The organism is Cloacibacterium rupense (assembly GCF_014645495.1).
GTDB classification, from domain to species: domain Bacteria; phylum Bacteroidota; class Bacteroidia; order Flavobacteriales; family Weeksellaceae; genus Cloacibacterium; species Cloacibacterium rupense.
The window spans coordinates 193,930-213,082 of the sequence record NZ_BMLV01000003.1; the positions used below are offsets into that span (position 1 = coordinate 193,930).

The 19,153-nt window shown below is 32.4% G+C and carries 19 protein-coding genes; 15 read left to right on the forward strand and 4 right to left on the reverse strand.

Going from position 1 to position 19,153, the window contains the following annotated elements; all coding sequences use genetic code 11:
* From IEW40_RS08545 to IEW40_RS08600, 12 genes are all read left to right on the forward strand, one after another.
* Nucleotides 1–1,485, forward strand: a complete 1,485-nt coding sequence (locus IEW40_RS08545) for a complex I subunit 4 family protein (RefSeq protein ID WP_188617677.1) — start codon at nt 1–3, stop codon at nt 1,483–1,485.
* 15 nt (nt 1,486–1,500) lie between these two features.
* Nucleotides 1,501–2,880, forward strand: coding sequence for an NADH-quinone oxidoreductase subunit N (locus IEW40_RS08550; RefSeq protein ID WP_188617678.1), 1,380 nt, complete (start codon nt 1,501–1,503; stop codon nt 2,878–2,880).
* Nucleotides 2,881–3,190: 310 nt separating this feature from the next.
* Complete coding sequence (locus tag IEW40_RS08555) at nt 3,191–4,288, forward strand: MBL fold metallo-hydrolase (RefSeq protein ID WP_229663413.1); 1,098 nt, start codon at nt 3,191–3,193, stop codon at nt 4,286–4,288.
* Nucleotides 4,289–4,439: 151 nt separating this feature from the next.
* Nucleotides 4,440–5,048 carry a TetR/AcrR family transcriptional regulator gene (locus tag IEW40_RS08560; protein WP_229663414.1) on the forward strand — a complete coding sequence of 203 codons (609 nt, stop codon included), beginning with the start codon at nt 4,440–4,442 and terminating at the stop codon, nt 5,046–5,048.
* 45 nt (nt 5,049–5,093) lie between these two features.
* The gene (locus IEW40_RS08565) at nt 5,094–6,344 is read left to right on the forward strand and encodes a TolC family protein (protein WP_188617680.1); all 1,251 of its coding nucleotides are present in this window, start codon (nt 5,094–5,096) and stop codon (nt 6,342–6,344) included.
* Between the two features lie 71 nt (nt 6,345–6,415).
* A complete protein-coding gene (locus IEW40_RS08570; protein ID WP_188617681.1) occupies nt 6,416–7,384 on the forward strand; it encodes an HlyD family secretion protein in 969 nt (322 codons plus the stop codon).
* A 147-nt stretch (nt 7,385–7,531) separates the two neighbouring features.
* Nucleotides 7,532–8,473, forward strand: coding sequence for an ABC transporter ATP-binding protein (locus IEW40_RS08575; RefSeq protein ID WP_188617682.1), 942 nt, complete (start codon nt 7,532–7,534; stop codon nt 8,471–8,473).
* 9 nt (nt 8,474–8,482) lie between these two features.
* The gene (locus IEW40_RS08580) at nt 8,483–9,229 is read left to right on the forward strand and encodes an ABC transporter ATP-binding protein (protein WP_188617683.1); all 747 of its coding nucleotides are present in this window, start codon (nt 8,483–8,485) and stop codon (nt 9,227–9,229) included.
* Between the two features lie 87 nt (nt 9,230–9,316).
* The gene (locus IEW40_RS08585) at nt 9,317–10,423 is read left to right on the forward strand and encodes an ABC transporter permease (protein ID WP_188617684.1); all 1,107 of its coding nucleotides are present in this window, start codon (nt 9,317–9,319) and stop codon (nt 10,421–10,423) included.
* Nucleotides 10,424–10,597: 174 nt separating this feature from the next.
* Nucleotides 10,598–11,719, forward strand: coding sequence for an ABC transporter permease (locus tag IEW40_RS08590; RefSeq protein WP_188617685.1), 1,122 nt, complete (start codon nt 10,598–10,600; stop codon nt 11,717–11,719).
* Between the two features lie 119 nt (nt 11,720–11,838).
* Entirely contained in the window at nt 11,839–12,234 is a 396-nt protein-coding gene (locus tag IEW40_RS08595) for a hypothetical protein (RefSeq protein ID WP_188617686.1), read from the forward strand.
* 86 nt (nt 12,235–12,320) lie between these two features.
* Nucleotides 12,321–14,180: a CocE/NonD family hydrolase gene (locus IEW40_RS08600; RefSeq protein ID WP_188617687.1), complete on the forward strand. Its 1,860-nt coding sequence runs from the start codon at nt 12,321–12,323 to the stop codon at nt 14,178–14,180.
* A 71-nt stretch (nt 14,181–14,251) separates the two neighbouring features.
* Here IEW40_RS08600 and mazG read toward each other — a convergent pair whose 3' ends face one another.
* From mazG to ruvX, 4 genes are all read right to left on the reverse strand, one after another.
* The gene (mazG, locus tag IEW40_RS08605; RefSeq protein ID WP_188617688.1) at nt 14,252–15,022 is read right to left on the reverse strand and encodes a nucleoside triphosphate pyrophosphohydrolase; all 771 of its coding nucleotides are present in this window, start codon (nt 15,020–15,022) and stop codon (nt 14,252–14,254) included.
* A 244-nt stretch (nt 15,023–15,266) separates the two neighbouring features.
* Nucleotides 15,267–15,833 carry a DUF5606 family protein gene (locus IEW40_RS08610; protein ID WP_188617689.1) on the reverse strand — a complete coding sequence of 189 codons (567 nt, stop codon included), beginning with the start codon at nt 15,831–15,833 and terminating at the stop codon, nt 15,267–15,269.
* 131 nt (nt 15,834–15,964) lie between these two features.
* Nucleotides 15,965–16,537: a peptide deformylase gene (def, locus tag IEW40_RS08615; RefSeq protein WP_188617690.1), complete on the reverse strand. Its 573-nt coding sequence runs from the start codon at nt 16,535–16,537 to the stop codon at nt 15,965–15,967.
* The gene (gene ruvX / locus IEW40_RS08620) at nt 16,534–16,950 is read right to left on the reverse strand and encodes a Holliday junction resolvase RuvX (protein ID WP_188617691.1); all 417 of its coding nucleotides are present in this window, start codon (nt 16,948–16,950) and stop codon (nt 16,534–16,536) included. Before ruvX ends, def begins: the two co-directional genes overlap by 4 nt.
* A 78-nt stretch (nt 16,951–17,028) precedes the next feature.
* On the opposite strand from ruvX, the gene IEW40_RS08625 reads away from it, so the two are divergent.
* The 3 genes from IEW40_RS08625 to IEW40_RS08635 are packed head-to-tail and all read left to right on the forward strand — an operon-like array spanning nt 17,029 to nt 19,137.
* Nucleotides 17,029–17,511, forward strand: a complete 483-nt coding sequence (locus tag IEW40_RS08625; protein WP_188617692.1) for a SixA phosphatase family protein — start codon at nt 17,029–17,031, stop codon at nt 17,509–17,511.
* 3 nt (nt 17,512–17,514) lie between these two features.
* The gene (locus IEW40_RS08630) at nt 17,515–18,396 is read left to right on the forward strand and encodes a Ppx/GppA phosphatase family protein (RefSeq protein WP_188617693.1); all 882 of its coding nucleotides are present in this window, start codon (nt 17,515–17,517) and stop codon (nt 18,394–18,396) included.
* A gap of 9 nt (nt 18,397–18,405) precedes the next feature.
* Nucleotides 18,406–19,137: a hypothetical protein gene (locus tag IEW40_RS08635; protein WP_188617694.1), complete on the forward strand. Its 732-nt coding sequence runs from the start codon at nt 18,406–18,408 to the stop codon at nt 19,135–19,137.
* The last annotated feature ends 16 nt before the right edge of the window (nt 19,138–19,153 follow it).

A 19,153-nucleotide genomic window follows, 5' to 3' on the forward strand; every position in this document is an offset into this window, starting at 1 on the left:
ATGTTAGAAGCACTGTTACTTTTACCTTTAATAGGTTCAGGATTAGTTTTTGCCTTTAGAAACTCTAATAGCAAATATTTAGCAGTAGGAATTGCTTTCGTGCAAATGTTTGTAACATTCTATATGCTATCACAATTTAATAATGTACCAACGGTAGATTCTTCTCTTCAGTTTGAGATTACTCAGCCTTGGTCTACTTTTATCAAAAGCACCATTCATTTTGGTGTAGATGGTATGAGTATGCTTTTATTATTATTAACCAATATTTTAGTTCCATTAATTATTCTTTCTTCTTTTAATGAAAACAAAGGATATAACAATAATTTTTATGCATTAATCTTATTGATGCAGTTTGGTCTGGTAGGTGTTTTCACTGCGCTAGATGGTTTGTTGTTTTATGTTTTCTGGGAAGTAACCCTTATCCCGATTTGGTTTATTGCAGGACTTTGGGGCGAAGAAGACAAGAGAATTAAAGTCACTACAAAATTCTTTGTTTACACTTTTGTAGGTTCATTATTTATGTTCATTGGTTTAATCTATGTTTACAACCATGCAGCATCTTTTGAATTAACAGATTTATACAATGCAAGTCTAAACTCTACACAGCAATTGGTGGTATTTTGGTTAATTTTCTTAGCATTTGCGGTTAAATTACCAGTATTCCCATTCCATAATTGGCAGCCAGATACTTACACGTTTTCGCCAACTCAAGGTACAATGTTACTTTCTGGTATTATGCTAAAAATGGCAATTTACGGTGTTTTAAGATATTTATTACCAATAGCTCCAGATGCACTACTAGGAACTTCTGGGCAAGTAGTGATGATCTTGGCAGTAATTGGTGTAGTTTACGGAGCATTAATTGCAATTGTACATAATGATATTAAGAAAATCATAGCTTACTCATCTTTATCACACGTAGGATTAATGGTAGCAGGTATTTTCGCATCTGCCATTATTACTGCAAAAGGAGGTTTCAGTATAGATGGAGCGCAAGGTGCTTTGGTGCAAACCTTTGCACACGGTATCAATGTGGTAGGTTTGTTCTATTGTGCTGATATATTAATAAAAAGATTCAAGACAAGAGATATCAGAGAAATGGGAGGTTATGCTAAAGTAGCTCCAAAATTTGCTACTTTATTTATGATTATCCTTCTTGGTTCTATGGCAGTTCCATTAACCAATGGTTTTGTAGGAGAATTTATCTTGTTGAAATCTATTTTTGATTATGACAAAGTAGTAGTTCTTTGTGCTGGTCTTACGGTAATTTTATGTGCAGTTTATCTATTAAGAATGTACGGAAAAGCAATGTTCGGGACAGGTGATGAAAGAATTTTGGGAACTTTAAAAGATATATCAAGTGTAGAATTTACCGTTTTGGCTAGTTTAGCGGTATTTGTAATTCTGCTAGGTATTTTCCCAAGCAGCATCATAGAAATGGTGAATAGTTCGTTGAAGTTTATCTACTCTTCTATTAAGGGTTAAAATGATATTTAAGAAATGAGTGTTTTAATAATTTTATTCATTACTGCGGTTTTAGCATTATTCTCCGGAGTTTATAATCAAGGAAAATTTGCTAGATATATTGGTATTTTAGGTTTATTAGTGGCATTATATGTCAGCTTTTTACCTGAATGTTCATTCTTTAATCAATACAAATCTATGTTTGATTTTGATGATAATTCGGCACTTTTTACTAAAATTTCTATAGTTGTAACGCTTTTGGTTTTCTTTTTAGGAGGTTTTGCGTTTAACAATCACAGAAGTCATCAATCAGAATTATATGCTCTGATGTTATTTTCATTATCAGGTGCAGTTATACTTTTCAGTTTTCCTAATTTGGTTACCTTGTTCTTAGGTATCGAAGTACTTTCCATCCCATTATACGTAATGGCGGGAAGCAACAAAACTGATTTACGCTCTAGCGAAGCCGCTATCAAATATTTCTTAATGGGAGCATTTGCCACTGGTTTCTTACTTTTTGGTACAGCTCTCGTTTACGGTAGCGCAGGAACTTTTGACATCGCAACAATAAGTGCATACAGTATCGAAAATTCTAAAAATACAATGTTTGTATTAGGAATTATGCTAATGCTATCTGCTATGGCATTCAAAGTTTCTTTAGCACCTTTCCATATGTGGAGCCCAGATGTATATCAAGGTTCGCCTTCTATCATCACTGCATATATGGCATCTGTAGTTAAAATTGCAGGATTTTTTGCTTTCTTCAAATTAATGAATTTGGCATTTGTTGGTAGTATAAAAGAGTGGATTAACATTATTGGTGTTTTAGTAATCATCACTTTACTATTATCCAATGCAATGGGATTAGCACAATCCAATGCAAAAAGAATGTTAGCCTATTCTTCTGTATCACACGCAGGATATTTAGCACTAATATTTTTCGGGGCAAACAGCCTTTCTCTTTATAATTTAGCATTCTATTTATTTGCTTATTCATTGTCTACTATTGGAGTATTTTTGACTTTAATTTGGGTAGAAAAAATAAAAAGAGAAACCTCTTTCGAGGCATTCAAAGGATTAGCAAAAACCGAACCTATAGCAGCAGTTGCTACGGCAGTTTCATTATTATCAATGGCTGGTATTCCTTTAACTGCAGGTTTTGTAGCTAAGTTTAGTATCTTCTCACAAGCGATGAATGGAGCTGCATTTTTAGTTCTTATCGCAGTCATTGGTTCTGCGCTTAGTATCGCTTATTATCTTAGACTGATTATTTCAATGTTTTTCCACAAGGAAAGTTCATTCAAAACTTCAGAAAAAATGAGCATTACCTACAACATCGTAGCGATTTTCATTATAGTTGCGATATTAGCATTAGGTATTTATCCAGACCTTTTTAAAATGCAATTTGGATTATAAAATCTAAAATCGAAATATGAAAAGACGCAGTTCAGAGATGGCTGCGTTTTTTTGTAGCAGAAAGGTAGAAATTCTTCCATTCTCAGTCACGCTGTCCATTACAATCTTTTTTTGTGAGCTTCGGCAAGCTCAGCCAACAAAAAAAGGATTTCCATTACCATCGTGGCTAATTTTCACGGGCAGTTTTTCTTTTCACGTATGCGCAATTCGGAAACTTTGACGCTCGCTTCGCTCGCGCCAAAAAAATTTAAAATTTTAAAGTAATTTCGCCATTCATTCGTCTAAACGAATAATGAAATTATTAAAGAAAATGATATTGACACTCGTTATCCTTATTGCAGGAATTGCAATAGGTACTTACTTTTTTATGCAAGGCAAACAATTCGGAAAAATGCCTTCGGGAAAAAGACTAGAAAGAATATTAAAATCACCACATTACAAAGACGGAAAATTCCAAAACCTCAATCCTACTCCACAATTGGCAGAAGATACCTCAATGCCAAAAGTTCTCTACAATTTCTTTTTCTCGAAAGTAGAAAACGCTACTCCCAAAAAGAAATTTAATTTCACCAAAACCGATTTAAAAAACCTTAACCCAACCGAAAATTTCTACGTTTGGATGGGACATTCCTCATACTTTCTTCAAATCGATGGAAAAAAAATCCTAGTTGACCCTGTTTTCAGCGGAAGCGTTTCTCCACTAAAATTCACCAACAAAGCCTTTGACGGAACAGATATTTACACCACCGAAGATGTTCCAGAATTAGATTATTTGGTGATTACCCACGACCATTGGGATCATTTAGATTACGAAACCGTTACCAAACTTCGTCCGAAAGTAAAGCAAGTAATTACAGGTTTAGGAACTGGTGCGCATTTAGAATATTGGGATTTTGAACCTTCGAAAATTATAGAATTAGATTGGTTTGAGAGTCAGAATTTAGGAAATGGTTTCAAAATCAATGCAGAACCTGCCAGACATTTTTCGGGACGAGGATTTAAAAGAGATCAGGCAATTTGGGCAAGTTTTATTTTGGAAACACCCAATTCTAAAATTTACATCGGCGGAGATTCTGGTTACGATAATCATTTCAAAAAAATTGGCGAAAAATACGGAAAACTCGACTTGGCAATCCTAGAAACCGGACAATACAATCCCGCTTGGAAATACATTCATATGCTTCCTGGTGAGCAATTGCAAGCGATGAAAGACCTCAATGCACAGAGAATGATTGCCGTACATAACTCCAAATTTAAGTTGGCGCTCCATTCTTGGTACGAACCGATGGAAAAACTCCACGAACTCAACAAAGAGAAATTACGAGTAATCACTCCAAAAATCGGCGAAAAGGTTTTTTGGCAAGATGATAACAAAATTTACCCAAAATGGTGGGAAGAATATAAATAAAAGCAACGCAATTCAGCAATGAGTTGCGTTTTTCTTTAAAAACAATCTACGCTTGCTTCGCTCGCGATAAAAATTTATTTTTAATCAAATGATTAAATATTTTGTTTAAATCAAAAAATTAATTTAATTTTGTGCCATCAAATTCATTCAAATGACTGAAAAAGAAATTTCTACGGAAGAAAAAATTTTAGAAGCTGCATCCAAAGTCTTTACAGAAAAAGGATTTGCAGGAACTAGAACACGTGACATTGCAGAAGAAGCTGGGATTAATTTGGCTTTGCTCAATTATTATTACAGAAGCAAAGAAAAATTGTTCGAACAAGTAATGAAAGTAAAAATCCTTTTACTTTTCGGACAAATATTACCAATCATCACCAACGAAAAAACAACTCTAGAAGAAAAAATAGATTTGGCAACAGATAAATACATCGATATTTTATCCAAAAATCCCAATCTTCCCTTGTTTGTAATCAGTGAAATTCAAAAGAAAAATTCAGAACTAACTTCAGTAATTCCCATCAAAAGAGTGTTTCAGAATTCAGCAATTATGAGACAGATCAAAGAAAAGCAACCCCATTTCAATCCTTTGCATTTTTTAATCACTTTTTTAGGAATGACGGTTTTTCCGTTTGTCGCAAAACCTGTTCTCCGCTCATTTGAATTGATTCAGGAAGATGATTTTCAGCAATTTATCAACGAAAGAAGAAAACTCATTCCAATCTGGATCAAAACACTTTTAGAACTGAAAATTGAGAGTTGAAAATTGAGAATTAATTACATGGCAATTGACAACAAACACCCTATAATGAAAAATATAAAATACATTTTCCTATTTTTTATAGGAATTCTCAACGCTCAAGAAACATTGACTTTAGAACAATGTTATCAATTGGCGCGAGAAAATTATCCGCTCATCAAAAAGCAAGAACTCATCAAAAAATCAGAGCAATACACTACAGAAAACGCACTGAAAGGTTGGCTTCCGCAAATTCAAATTATCGGACAAGCAACGTACCAAAACGATGTTACTCAATTCCCTGTGAAATTACCAAATGTATCGGTAGATCCTTTAAGCAAAGATCAATACAGAGTTTTCGCAGACGTTTCACAAACCATTTACGATGGCGGAAATATCAAAAATCAAAAGGAAATGGCTAAAATTCAGTCACAAGTTCAAACCGTACAAACGGAAGTAGAATTGGATAAACTGAAGGAAAGAATTAACCAAATTTATTTCGGGATTTTGCAGACAGACAAGCAATTAGCTCAACTTCAATTGACGAAATCTGATATTAAAGAAGGTATCAAAAAAGCAGAAGCCCAACTCAAAAACGGCGTAATTTTTAGAAGCAACCTCGATGTTTTAAAAGCTGAATTAGTAAAACTCGAGCAAAGAGAAATTGAACTAAAATCTGTAAAACAAAGTTTTTCTCAAATGCTTTCTTATTTCATCAAAAGAAATTTAGATGAAAACACACCATTGCAAACTCCTGAAAAAGTATTAGTTACAGAAACCAACAATCGTTCTGAACTGAAACTTTTTGATGCTCAAAAATCTTTAATTGAAACACAAAAAAAACTCATCAACACGAAAAACACCCCAAAATTAGGTGCATTTTTTCAAGGTGGTTATGGAAAACCAGGTTTTAATATGCTCAAAAATGAATTTGATACATTCTACATTGCTGGAATTCGTCTCAATATTCCGATTACAGGATTTTACACAAAGAAAAATGATTTACAGTTGTTAGATAATCAATCTCAAGACGTTGAAATTCAAAGAGAAAACTTTCTTTTCAATCAAAACTTCACAGAAATTCAACAAAAAAATGATTTAGATAAAATTCAAAATCTCATAGAAAAAGACAATGAACTCATCACTTTGAGAAAAAGCATTAAAAAGGCAAGTTTGGCTCAATTAGAAAACGGGGTAATTACCACCAACGATTATTTACGAGAAGTAAATGCAGAAGAACAAGCCGTTTTAACCAAAGTTTCCCACGAAATTCAATATTTATTGACTCAATATAATTTGAAAGCAAATCTTAATAATTGAAAATTAAAAGTGTAAAATTGAAAATGAATTTTAAACTATCAACTGACAACTATCAACCAACAACTAAAATTATGAAAAAATATATTCTTCCTCTCCTACTTTTAGCTATAATTTCTTGCAAGAAAACTGTAGATTACGATGCTTCAGGAACTTTTGAAGCCGATGAAATAATGGTAACCGCAGAAGCAACCGGTAAAATTTTGGAACTAAAACTTAATGAAGGACAACAACTTACCGAAAACCAACAAATCGGGATGATTGACGGAACAGGTGTAGAATTACAGAAAGAACAAGTTTTGGCTTCCATTAATGCAATTGATGAAAAAACCAATTCTGCAAACCCACAAATTCAGGTTTTGCAATCACAAATGAATGCTCAAAAAGCAAATATTTCGGTTTTGCAAGAACAACTTTCTACTGCAGTTATAGAACGAAACAGAATTTCAAATTTGGTGAAAGCTGATGCCGCTACTAAAAAACAACTCGATGATGCTAATTCGCAAGTTGCTGTTGTCCAGAAACAAATTTCGGTTGCTAATGCTCAATTACAAACGTTGAATCAACAAATTTCTTCAACCAAAGAGCAAGTTTCAATACAAAACAGAGCGATTTTAAGCGAAAAAAATCCGAATCAAAAGAAAGTATTACAAATTGATGATCAACTGAAACACAACATTATTTCGAGCCCAATCAACGGAACTGTGCTTACAAAATACATGTACAAAGGCGAATTTGCAACCGTTGGAAAACCAATTTTCAAAATGGCAAACCTCGATGAAATGCTTTTGAGAGCTTATTTTACTGGCGATCAATTGGCGAAAATAAAAGTCGAACAAACCGTAAAAATTTTAGTTGACGCAGGAAATGGCGAAACTAAAGAACTGAACGGAAAAATAGAATGGATTTCTCAAAAATCTGAATTCACACCAAAAACCATTCAAACCAAAGACGAAAGAGCCAACTTGGTTTACGCCTCAAAAATTCGTGTGAAAAATGATGGTTTCTTGAAAATCGGAATGTACGGAGAAGTGAAACTTTAATTGTGAATAGTGAATTTGCTTCGCAGTGAATAGTGAATTAAAAAACTTTGTGGATTTTGCAAATCCGCCTTTGTCAGATTCTTGGCGAACTTAAAAATATTTTCAAAATTGTGAAAAAAATCTTTGCGCTCTTTGCGTTAAAAACAAATGATAGAAGCTAAAAATATATCAAAATCTTACGGCGAGAAAAATCAAAAAATTCTAGCAGTTGATAACATTTCTTTTTCCGTTGAAAAAGGAGAAATTTTCGGGTTGATTGGCCCTGATGGAAGTGGTAAAACTTCTATTTTTAGAATGCTCACCACTGTTCTTCTCCCCGATTCTGGAAATGCAAAAATTGATGGACTTGATGTGATAAAAGATTACAAAAAAATCCGACAAATTCTCGGTTATATGCCAGGAAAATTTTCTTTGTATCAAGATTTGACGGTGGAAGAAAATTTAGAATTTTTCGCGAGTGTTTTTAATACTACAATTGCAGAAAATTATGATTTAATCAAAGATATTTACAGGCAAATAGAACCTTTCAAAACGAGAAGAGCAGGCAAACTTTCTGGCGGAATGAAACAAAAATTGGCACTTTCTTGCGCTTTAATTCACAAACCGAAAGTTTTATTTTTAGACGAACCCACAACTGGAGTTGATCCTGTTTCAAGGAAAGAATTTTGGGAAATGCTGAAACGTTTGAAAGAACAAGGCATCACGATTGTAGTTGCCACACCATATATGGATGAAGCGAGTTTGTGCGACAGAATTGCATTGATGCAAAACGGAAAAATTCTAAAAATTGACACACCAAAACAAATTTGTAAAGACTTTCCTAAAGATTTATTTGAAGTAAAAACAGAGAATATTCCTGCTCTTTTGAAAATTTTGAAAGACTATAAAACCACAGAAAATTCTTATGCTTTTGGCGAATTTGCTCACGTTGTGGTAGATAAAGAAAAGGAATTTAGCAAAGAATCTTTAGAGAAATTTTTGAGAGAAAAAAGTTTTAAAGAAATAGAAATCAACAACATAGAAGCGACTATTGAAGATAGTTTTATTCTCTTGCTATCTAATAATGTAGAATTGAAAATTGAAAATTGAGAATTGAAAATGAATAATAACATCGCCATAAAAGCTGAACAAATTACCAAAGTTTTTGGGGATTTCACGGCTGTTGATCATATTTCTTTTGAGGTTTCAAAAGGAGAAATTTTCGGGTTTCTCGGTGCAAATGGTGCCGGAAAAACAACTGCAATGAGAATGTTTTGTGGACTTTCGATTCCGAGTTCTGGAAATGCGACGGTTGCGGGTTTTGATGTCTATAAAAACACTGAAGACATCAAGAAAAATATCGGTTATATGAGTCAGAAATTTTCTTTGTATGAAAATTTAACGATTCTTGAAAATTTGGAATTTTTTGGTGGAATTTATGGTTTGTCGAACAAACAAATCAAGGAAAAAAGTGCAGAATTGGTAACAAAATTAGGCTTGGAAAAGGAGAAAAACAAATTGGTTTCTGAACTTCCACTCGGTTGGAAACAGAAACTGGCGTTTTCTGTGGCGATTTTTCACGAGCCTGAAATTGTTTTTCTTGACGAACCAACTGGTGGTGTTGATCCAGTAACTCGAAGACAATTTTGGGATTTGATTTACGAGGCTTCGGAAAACGGGATTACGATTTTTGTAACTACGCATTATATGGACGAAGCGGAATATTGTAACCGAGTTTCGATAATGGTTGATGGAAAAATTGAGGCTTTGGATACGCCAACCAATCTGAAAAAACAGTTTGAAGCAAAAAGTATGGACGAAGTTTTTTACCAATTAGCAAGAGGAGCAAAACGAAGCGCTGATTGATACTCTCGCAGATAGAGCTGATTTGGCTGATTAAAAATTCAAATCTGCTCAATCAGCAAAATCAGCGAGAAATTAAAATAATACATTATGAAGCAACTGCTTACTTTCATCAGAAAAGAATTTTATCACGTTTTGCGAGACAAACGTGTACTCTTGATGCTTTTCGGATTGCCGATTGTGCAAGTGATTCTGTTTGGTTTTGCACTTTCAACAGAAATTAAAAATACAGGAATTGCAGTTTTTGATCAAGACAAAAGCGCAGTTTCTTCGGCTTTAGTTTCTAAAATTAATACCAATAAATATTTTGATATCGATAGAAATCTTACGAGTTCTAGTCAGTTTCAAAACGCTTTCAAAGATGGAAAAGTGAAAATGATATTGGTAATTCCGAGTGATTTTTCAGAGAATTTGAGTTTGCAAAAAAAAGCAAATCTTCAAATGATTATTGATGGAACCGACATCAATCTCGGCAATCAAATTTCTAATTATTTACAGAATATTATTCTCGATTTTTATAAAAGTCAAGCGAAAAATTCCACACAAACGTACAACGTAACTCCCGAAATTAGAATGCTTTACAACCCTCAATTGAAAGGTGCACCGAATTTCGTTCCTGGAGTAATGGCGTTGATTTTATTGATTGTTTGTGTAATGATGACGGCGATTGCTATCGTTAAAGAAAAAGAAACAGGAACAATGGAAATTCTGCTTGTTTCGCCGATGAAACCTTCGTTTGTAATCATCGCAAAAGCGGTTCCTTACTTTATTTTATCGATGTTAATCGTTTTGGTGATTTTGATTTTGAGTTATTTTTTATTGGATTTACCAATAAAAGGAAGTTTGATTTTGTTATTATTGGTAAGTACGATTTTTATTTTAACGAATTTATTGATAGGGATTTTGATTTCTATTTTTGTGAAAACGCAACAACAAGCAATGCTTATTTCTTTGATTGCCACAATGTTACCAACCTTAATGTTGAGCGGATTTATGTTCCCGATAGAAAATATGCCGATTCCGTTGCAAGTGGTTTCTAATATAATTCCAGCAAAATGGTACTATATAATGATTAAAAATATTATGATTAAAGGAACGGGAATTTCTATCATTTGGAAACCGTTTTTAGTGCTTTTCGGAATGATGATGGTGCTTTTTGCGATTGCGGTGAAGAAATTTAAAATACGTTTGGAATAATTTTAACCACAAAAGTCACAAAAGAATTAATGTGCAAAAAGTTTTTCAAAAGGTAATAAAAGGTAAAAATCAAAGATTTTTAATTTTTGTTTGCTTTACAAACGAAAAAAGTTCCATCTATAATAAAACAATAAAAAGCTTTTGTGTCTTTTGTGGTTTTAAAAAAATAAAAATATGAGGCAGTTGATTTTTTTATTGAAAAAAGAATTCCGACAAATTTTTCGGAATAAATCAATATTGGCGGTGATTTTCGTGATGCCAGTTGTACAATTGATTGTGCTTCCTTTAGCGGCGAGTTATGAAATTAAAAACATCAATTTAGCGGTGGTAGATCACGATCATTCTTCGTTTTCTAGGAGATTGATTCAAGATGTTACGAGTAGTAATTATTTCCGAATTCAATATTATGGTGAAAATTATAACGAAGCCTACGAAATTTTAGAAAAAGAAAACGCCGATTTGATTTTGGAAATTCCACCGAAATTTGAAAAAAATATTGTTCGAGAATCTCAAAACAAAGTTTTAGTCGCCATCAATGCCATAAATGGTACAAAAGCCGGACTTTCAGGCGTTTACCTTTCGCAGATTTTACAAGATTACAACAAAAATATTCAAACCAAATTATCACCTGAATTGGTAGAATTTCAAAAAAATTCGGGTTTAGAAGTGAGTTCTATGCTTTGGTTTAACAGACATTATAATTACAGATTGGCTTTAGTTCCTGGGATTTTAGCGTTTTTAGTTACTTTAATTGCAGGAATGCTCACCGCTCTCAACATCGTTTCCGAAAAAGAAGTAGGAACAATGGAACAAATCAATGTTTCGCCAATAAAAAAACACAATTTTATTCTCGGAAAACTTATTCCTTTTTGGATTTTGGCGATGGTTGCTTTTACATTAGGATTGCTCGTTTCTAGGTTTGTTTACAGCATTGAAATCAACGGAAACCTACTTCTACTCTACTTTTTTGTAGCCATTTATTTGTTTGCAATTTTAGGTTTCGGTTTGCTGATTTCTACGTACAGCGAAACGCAACAACAAGCGATGTTTACCGTATTTTTCTTTTTGATGATTTTCAATTTAATGAGCGGACTTTTTACGCCAATAGAAAGTATGCCAATTTGGGCGCAGAAAATGACGAATCTCAATCCTTTAAGACAATTGATAGAAGTGATAAGGTTAATTGTACTGAAAAACGCAGGTTTTATGAACCTTTTGCCACAGTTTTTATCGATTTTAGCAATGGCGATTGTTTTTAATTCTTGGGCAATTTGGAATTATAGGAAAACGTCTTGATTGTTGATTGTTGAGAATTGAAAATTATTAAATTTGTGTAACAAAATGTTAATATGCTTGCAGAAAGTAAAGTTCAAGATTTTTATAAAAAATTAGAAGAAAATGTAACTTCTGATAAATTGATTTGGTTTTTCTCACCAAAACGATATAATGGAAAAGAATTTAGTGGGAAATTTAATGAAAAAAGATTCTCTATTCATCTTAATTCGTCTACAAGACATCTTAGGTCTATTGAAATTTCCGGAATTTATCAAAAAAAATCAAATTTTACTGAAATCGATTATACTATCAAAAATATTTTAAGCAATAAAGTAATGCTTATATTTTCAGTTAGTTCTTTAGTTTTAATCAATTTATTACAAATTTTTAAAATATTTGATTTTCCACAAGACGAAAAAATAAATATAATTATTGTTCCTTTTTTTATTTTTATCTTTCTTGTTCACTTCTTACTTGATAAAATCGGAAAAATAATTGTAAAAAAGAAATTTGAAGAAATTTTTGAAATAAAATAAATTCTCACTCAAAAAATAAAACTTTTCACAAAACCCCTCTTCATCAATCATATTAATTGTTATTTTTGTTAAAAATAAATTTGATTATGAAGAAAATGTTAACGCTTTTTGCGTTTTTTTGTATTTTTTATCTATCTGCACAAGATAACTTTGTGAAAGATAATTTCACTAAAAAAGAAGTGTACATTACCATGAGAGATGGCGTAAAATTATTTACTTCCATCTACATTCCTAAGGATATTTCGGCAAAAAACAAGTATCCAATTCTAATGCAAAGAACTTGCTATTCTGTAGCTCCTTATGGTGAAGATCAGTTCAAAAAAAGTCTTGGGCCAAACAAATTTCTACAAAATGAAAAATACATTTTCGTGTATCAAGATGTACGTGGAAGGTATATGAGCGAAGGTACTTTTACGAATATGACACCACAAGTTAACCATAAAACAAAAAAAGACATTGACGAAAGTACAGATACTTATGACACGATAGATTGGCTAGTAAAAAATGTGCAAAATAACAACGGAAACGTTGGTCAATACGGAACTTCTTATCCAGGATTTTATGCTGCTGTTGGTACTTTGGCAGATCATCCTGCTTTGAAAGCTTCTTCTCCACAAGCTCCCATTTCTGATGTTTGGTATGATGACTTTCACCACAACGGAGCTTTTATGATGGGATATTTCAGAACTTTCCCAGTGTTTGGAGTACAAAAAAATAAGGCAGAAAATGCAGCGTGGTACATTCCTGCAATGAAAAAATTAGCCTCAACTTCAGAAGATGGTTCACTTTTTTACAATGAAATGGGAACTCTGAAAGAAGGAATTGAGAAATATTATGGAAGAGAAAACTTCTTTATTAATGAAATAGTTGACCATCCTAATTACGATGATTTTTGGAAAAAAAGAGACCTTTTACCTCATCTTAAAAACATAAAACACGCAGTGATGACAGTTGGCGGTTGGTTTGATGCAGAGGATTTAAGAGGGCCGCTTCATATTTACAAAACCATAGAAAAAACCAGTCCGAAAGCTAAAAACACCATTGTAATGGGGCCTTTTTCACACGGTGGTTGGTCTCACGAAATGGGAAAACATTTTCATAACGAAGTATATTTTGGAGACAGCATTGCTACTTTTTATCAAAAAAATATAGAAACAACTTTCTTTAACCATTATTTAAAAAATGAAAAATCTGCAATTAATCTACCAGAAGCGTATATGTTCGATACTGGTAAAAAAGAGTGGAAACAATTTGCAGAATGGCCGCCAAAAGCAGCTCAGAAAACTCAGTTTTATTTAAGAGAAAATGGTAAATTTACTACCGAAACACCTTCTTCGGCTTCTTTTACAGAATATTTTTCAGACCCTAATAAACCAGTTCCTAGCAGTACAAATTTGAAAGATTTCAATGGTTTTACGCCAAGAAATTATATGAGCGAAGACCAAAGATTCAGCGAAAATAGACCAGATGTAGCTTCCTTTACCACAGAAATTTTGACCGATGATATTACTTTGGCGGGAGAAATTAAAGTGAAATTAAAAATAGCTTCAACTGGTTCTGATGCAGATTTTTTTGTGAAATTAATCGATATTTATCCTGCTGATGAAAAAGGCATCAAAGAAAAACCAGGTGTAATCTACGGAAACTATCACCAAATGGTAAGAAGTGAAATAATGCCTGCAAGATTTAGAAATTCTTTTGAAAAACCAGAAACGCTAGTTCCAAACCAAGAAACAGAAGTGGTCTTTAATCTTCAAGACGTATTGCATACGTTTAAAAAAGGACATAAAATCCAGATTCAAGTGCAGAGTACGGCTTATCCGCTGTTTGCTGTAAATCCTCAAAAATTTGTAGAAAATCCTTATAAAACAGAAAAATCAGATTACACCAAAGCTTTTCAAAAAATATTCAATAATTCTGTAATTGAAGTGGAAGTCTTGAAGTAAACATCATTTACCATAAAAAATGCGCCTTGATCGGGCGCATTTTTATATTCTCTAATTAAAATATTTTCGTTTTATTTGTTCATTAATTTCGCTTCCTCCCAAAGCAAATCCATTTCTTCTAAAGACATTTCAGAAAGATTAAGGTTTCTTTCTAGAGCCAACTTCTCCATTTTTTGGAAACGAGAAATAAATTTATAATTCGTTTTTTCAAGTGCAGAATCGGGATTCATTCCCAAAATTCTGGCATAATTTATCACCGAAAACAAAACGTCACCTAATTCTTGTTCCTTTTTCTCAAAATTTTCTTCGGTGTGAAATTCATTGAGTTCTTCTTCTACTTTCTTCCAAGCATCTTCAGCATTGGCAAAATCAAAACCTATTCCTTTTACTTTTTCCTGAATCCTAAAGGCTTTTACAATACTTGGTGTTCCTTTGGAAACCCCTGCCAAAACTGATTTGTTTCCTTCTTTCAATTTCAATTTTTCCCAATTTTGCTTTACTTCTTCTTCATCTTTCACCTCTACGTTTCCATAAATATGAGGATGACGGAAAATCAATTTTTCGTTCAAAGAATTGATAACATCAGCAATATCAAAAGCATTTTTCTCTGAACCTATTTTAGCATAAAAAACCAAATGCAACAAAACATCTCCTAATTCTTTTCTGATTTCCGTTAAATCTTCCACCAAAATCGCATCAGAAAGTTCATAAACTTCTTCTAAAGTGAGATGCCTCAAAGATTGCAAATCTTGCTTTTTATCCCAAGGACATTTTTCTCGCAAGTCGTCCATAATGTCGAGCAATTTAGAAAAAGCTTCTAGTTTTTGTTCTTTAGTATTCATAATCAAGGAATTAAAATAACACAAGGCGCAATTGGTAAAAAATTAATTTTCTTCTATGGCGAAATAAAATCAAAGATTTTCATTTTTTAAAGTAGTTAAAAAACTTTGCGTCTTAAGAATATTATTTAATTTAAATTCTATTGCGCCCTTGCGTTTAAAATTTATAATAAAAAAACTTTGTCAAAGGTTTTAAACTCTGACAAAGTTATGCCAATTGCCAATTGCTAAAAAGCAAAAAGCGATATTATCCTTGTTTTCTTTGCGTAGATTTTACGGTAGATTTAGCCGAAGAAGACGCTTTAGCTTTTGGAGCTGCTGGTTTTTCTGCTTTAGGAGCTGCTTTTTTGGCAGCTGGTTTTTTCTCTGCTTTTGGTTCTTCAATAACTTCAGCATCAGTAACGGTAGGTTCTTCTTCCTTTACAAAGGCTTCTTTAGTAATAAATCCTCCTTTTTGAAGTAAGTTATACCATTGTACCAATTTTTTGATATCAGAAGCATAAACTCTATCTATGTCATAATCTGGTAAAACGTTTGCCATAAATGCTCTCAATTCATTTTCTGAAGATTTGTGAGCAATAGCTTGACCGTATTCATATTTTTCAGCGATATTTTTCATCACTTCAAAAAGTGGAACTTCTTTGTCAAAAGTATAAATTGCAATATTGTCTAATAAACTTACCTGAGAAGAATTAGAAATACTCGCTTTTTTCCCTGTAGAAATATCTTCTACAATAAATCCTGATTTTAACTGAGTTACCAAAGTAAAAAGCCCTGGTTTACCTGAAATCGAAATTATTTTTTCTAACTGCATAATCTATGTTTTGTTAATTTTTAATTGTTTGATGTGGTTTGATTTGGTCTGATTTGGTCTGATTTGGTTTGATACAGCTGCTTTAAATTCTAACAACTTCAAACTTTTCAAACGATTTCAAACTAAAAATACTATTTTGGAAATCTCATTTTATAATTAATGGCTACGTCTCCTGCTGTAATTTTATTGAGTTTTCCTTTGATGATTTTCTTTTTTAGAGGGCTTAGTTTATCGGTAAATAAAATGCCTTCTATATGGTCATACTCGTGTTGAATTACGCGAGCACGAATATCGGAAAAAGTTTCGGTATGTTTCACGAAATTTTCGTCATAATATTCTATCAAAATGGTTTCTTTTCGGCTTACATCTTCTCTCACGTCTGGTATCGAAAGACAACCTTCATTAAATTTCCATTCGTTTCCGCTTTCTTCTAAAATTTTAGCATTAATGAAAGTTTTTTTGAAGCTTTTAAGTTCCTCTGCAATATCTACATAATCTTCATCATCTGCTAATGGAGAAACATCTACGATAAAAAGTCTAATATCTAAACCGATTTGTGGCGCTGCTAAACCTATCCCGTGCGCACCGTTCATTGTTTCGAACATACTAGCAATCAATTCTTTAAGCTCAGGATATTCAGGTGAAATATCTTGTGCTTTTTTTCTTAAAACTGGGTCTCCGTATGCTCTGATTGGTAAAATCATCTTTGTTTTTGTTCTAAAAAGTTTTGTAAAATAATGGTCGCACTAATTTTATCTATCAATGCTTTTTCTTGTCTTTGCTTTTTATTTTTACCACTTTGCGAGATAAAAAAAGAAGCCATTTTAGAAGTAAAACGCTCATCTAATCGATGGATTTTTACTTCTGGGAAAAGATTTTTTGCCTTTTCTATAAATTCTAATATATCTATTTCTATGCCAGACATATTCCCTCTAAGGTCTGTAGGCAGTCCAATTACCATAGCTTCCACTTTATTTTCTGCAAAATATTTTTGAAGAAAATCAGTAAGATTTTTTGTTTCTACAGTAGTTAAAGCGCTGGCAATTATCTGCAAATCATCTGTAGCAGCAATTCCGCATCTTGCTTTACCGTAATCTATGGCAATTATTTGACTCATAAAGCGCAAATTTACTAATTTTTTTCAGGTTGTAGAAATTCAAATTTTTCTTAATTTTAAAGTCTTAAATTAATACAGATGAAAACGCTGTTTTTGGTAAGACATGCCAAGAGTGATTGGCCGGTAAATACCGCAGATTTTGATAGACCTCTTAGTGAAAGAGGGCACCAAGATGCCCCGAAAATGGCTGAATTTTTGAAATCTAAAAATGTAGAAATTGATACTTTTGTAAGTAGCCCTGCCAAAAGAGCAATAACCACCTGTAGATATTTTGCAGAAATTTTTGAAAATGATAATATTAGAAAAGTCGAAAAACTGTATAATGCTTCGACTGTAGATTTTTTAGAAGTAATAGAAAATTTAAGTGATGAAATAGAAAATGTAGCTTTATTTTCTCACAATAATGGAATTACCTATTTTGCCAATTCTCTGACCAACGAAAATATTATGCATATGCCAACCTGCGCTGTAGTAGGCTTTAAAATAAATACCAAAACTTGGCAAGATTTTCTAAAAGCCGAAAAAGAATTTTTATTTTTTTATACACCAAAAGAAATTTAAAACATGAAGATTGCCGCCATAGATATAGGAAGTAATGCAGCTAGATTGCTCATTAATGAAGTAAGAGAGCCCAAAAAAGGAAAACCCGAGTTTGTAAAACTCAATCTTTTGAGAATTCCTTTTAGACTAGGTTTTGATGTTTTTTCTATAGGAGAAATAGGTGCAGAAAGAAAAAAAATGGTCATCAATACGATGAAGGTTTTTGCACAATTGATGGAAATTTATGGAGTAGAACATTACCGAGCTTGTGCTACTAGTGCAATGCGTGATGCCAAAAATGGTAAAGAAATTATAGATTTAGTGAAAAAAGAAGCTGGCATTGAGATAGAAATTATTTCTGGTGACGAAGAAGCTACGCTAATCTACGAAAATCACGTAGCAGAAGGACTTGACAAAAACTACGGCTATCTATACATAGATGTAGGCGGCGGTTCTACAGAACTCACTTACTACGAAAATGGTAAAATGAAATACGAACATTCCTTCAATATTGGCACCATCAGACTGCTGAATAATTTGGTAACCAAAGAAAATTGGGAAGAACTAAAAACAGAAATTAAAACCAAAATTGTAAGCAAAAAACCAATGGTAGCGATAGGTTCTGGAGGAAACATTAACAAAGTTTTTAGTATGAGTAAGACAAAAGACGGAAAACCAATGTCTGCCAATATGCTAAAAACATTCTACAAAGATTTGAAAGACCTCACCGTAGAAGAACGCATGCTGAAACATAATTTAAGAGAAGACCGAGCAGATGTAATCGTTCCAGCGCTAGAAATTTTTAATAAAGTATTGGGTTGGGCAGAAATTTCACAGATTTTTGTTCCTAAAATCTCAGTAGCCGATGGTTTAATACACAGTATTTATAATCAGTTGAAGAAATAACAAATAGACATGAAATATTTTCTATTATTTTACACATTTTTATTCATTTTTTCTTGCGAAAAAAAAGAACAAGTTTTTGAAAAACCTGTAAATCAAGAAACAAAAACAAAACTAGAAAACTTAAATATTCTAACAAATAATTCTATTGAAATAGATAGTACAGGAATTTTAGCTTTTCCTCTTTCAATTGGTGAAACTATTGAAAGAAGTAGTCTAGAAAGTTCCTTTAAATTTGAGAAAGAAAGTTCTTTTTGGAATATTATTTTCTACAATACTACTACAGGAGAAAAACATTTACTTAGCAAACAAAAAATGCTAATTTCTAATTATGAAACTGATTATAGCTATGATTCCTCAAACAAAACTGTCAATCAAATGGATACTTCTTCTAAAAAATTTATTTTCTATAATATTATTACGGATGATTATGATGGAAATAAAAAATTGAATTTTGAAGATCCTACTTATTTATTTTTAACAGACAAAGAAGGAAAAAATTTAAAGCAAATCTCGCCTAAAAACTTAAATATAATCAATTGGAAGATTATATCAAAAACAAGAAAAATTATTTTTAATGCTCAGAATGATTCAAATAAAAATAAAAAATTTGACGACACAGACGATGTGATTACCTTAGAATATGATTTGGAAAGCCAAAAACCACCTGTTGTTATTTTTGACAAAAACTTTAAAAATTCTTTGATCAAAAATTTTAAAAACAATTGGAATCAAAATAATTAAGTATTAAAAAAACGAG

Coding starts and splice junctions, on each gene's coding strand:
- IEW40_RS08545 (WP_188617677.1), top strand. CDS start 1: ATGTTAGAAGCACTGTTACTTTTACCTTTAATAGGTTCAGGATTAGTT.
- IEW40_RS08550 (WP_188617678.1), top strand. CDS start 1,501: ATGAGTGTTTTAATAATTTTATTCATTACTGCGGTTTTAGCATTATTC.
- IEW40_RS08555 (WP_229663413.1), top strand. CDS start 3,191: ATGATATTGACACTCGTTATCCTTATTGCAGGAATTGCAATAGGTACT.
- IEW40_RS08560 (WP_229663414.1), top strand. CDS start 4,440: ATGACTGAAAAAGAAATTTCTACGGAAGAAAAAATTTTAGAAGCTGCA.
- IEW40_RS08565 (WP_188617680.1), top strand. CDS start 5,094: ATGAAAAATATAAAATACATTTTCCTATTTTTTATAGGAATTCTCAAC.
- IEW40_RS08570 (WP_188617681.1), top strand. CDS start 6,416: ATGAAAAAATATATTCTTCCTCTCCTACTTTTAGCTATAATTTCTTGC.
- IEW40_RS08575 (WP_188617682.1), top strand. CDS start 7,532: ATGATAGAAGCTAAAAATATATCAAAATCTTACGGCGAGAAAAATCAA.
- IEW40_RS08580 (WP_188617683.1), top strand. CDS start 8,483: ATGAATAATAACATCGCCATAAAAGCTGAACAAATTACCAAAGTTTTT.
- IEW40_RS08585 (WP_188617684.1), top strand. CDS start 9,317: ATGAAGCAACTGCTTACTTTCATCAGAAAAGAATTTTATCACGTTTTG.
- IEW40_RS08590 (WP_188617685.1), top strand. CDS start 10,598: ATGAGGCAGTTGATTTTTTTATTGAAAAAAGAATTCCGACAAATTTTT.
- IEW40_RS08600 (WP_188617687.1), top strand. CDS start 12,321: ATGAAGAAAATGTTAACGCTTTTTGCGTTTTTTTGTATTTTTTATCTA.
- mazG (WP_188617688.1), bottom strand. CDS start 15,022: ATGAATACTAAAGAACAAAAACTAGAAGCTTTTTCTAAATTGCTCGAC.
- IEW40_RS08610 (WP_188617689.1), bottom strand. CDS start 15,833: ATGCAGTTAGAAAAAATAATTTCGATTTCAGGTAAACCAGGGCTTTTT.
- def (WP_188617690.1), bottom strand. CDS start 16,537: ATGATTTTACCAATCAGAGCATACGGAGACCCAGTTTTAAGAAAAAAA.
- ruvX (WP_188617691.1), bottom strand. CDS start 16,950: ATGAGTCAAATAATTGCCATAGATTACGGTAAAGCAAGATGCGGAATT.
- IEW40_RS08625 (WP_188617692.1), top strand. CDS start 17,029: ATGAAAACGCTGTTTTTGGTAAGACATGCCAAGAGTGATTGGCCGGTA.
- IEW40_RS08630 (WP_188617693.1), top strand. CDS start 17,515: ATGAAGATTGCCGCCATAGATATAGGAAGTAATGCAGCTAGATTGCTC.
- IEW40_RS08635 (WP_188617694.1), top strand. CDS start 18,406: ATGAAATATTTTCTATTATTTTACACATTTTTATTCATTTTTTCTTGC.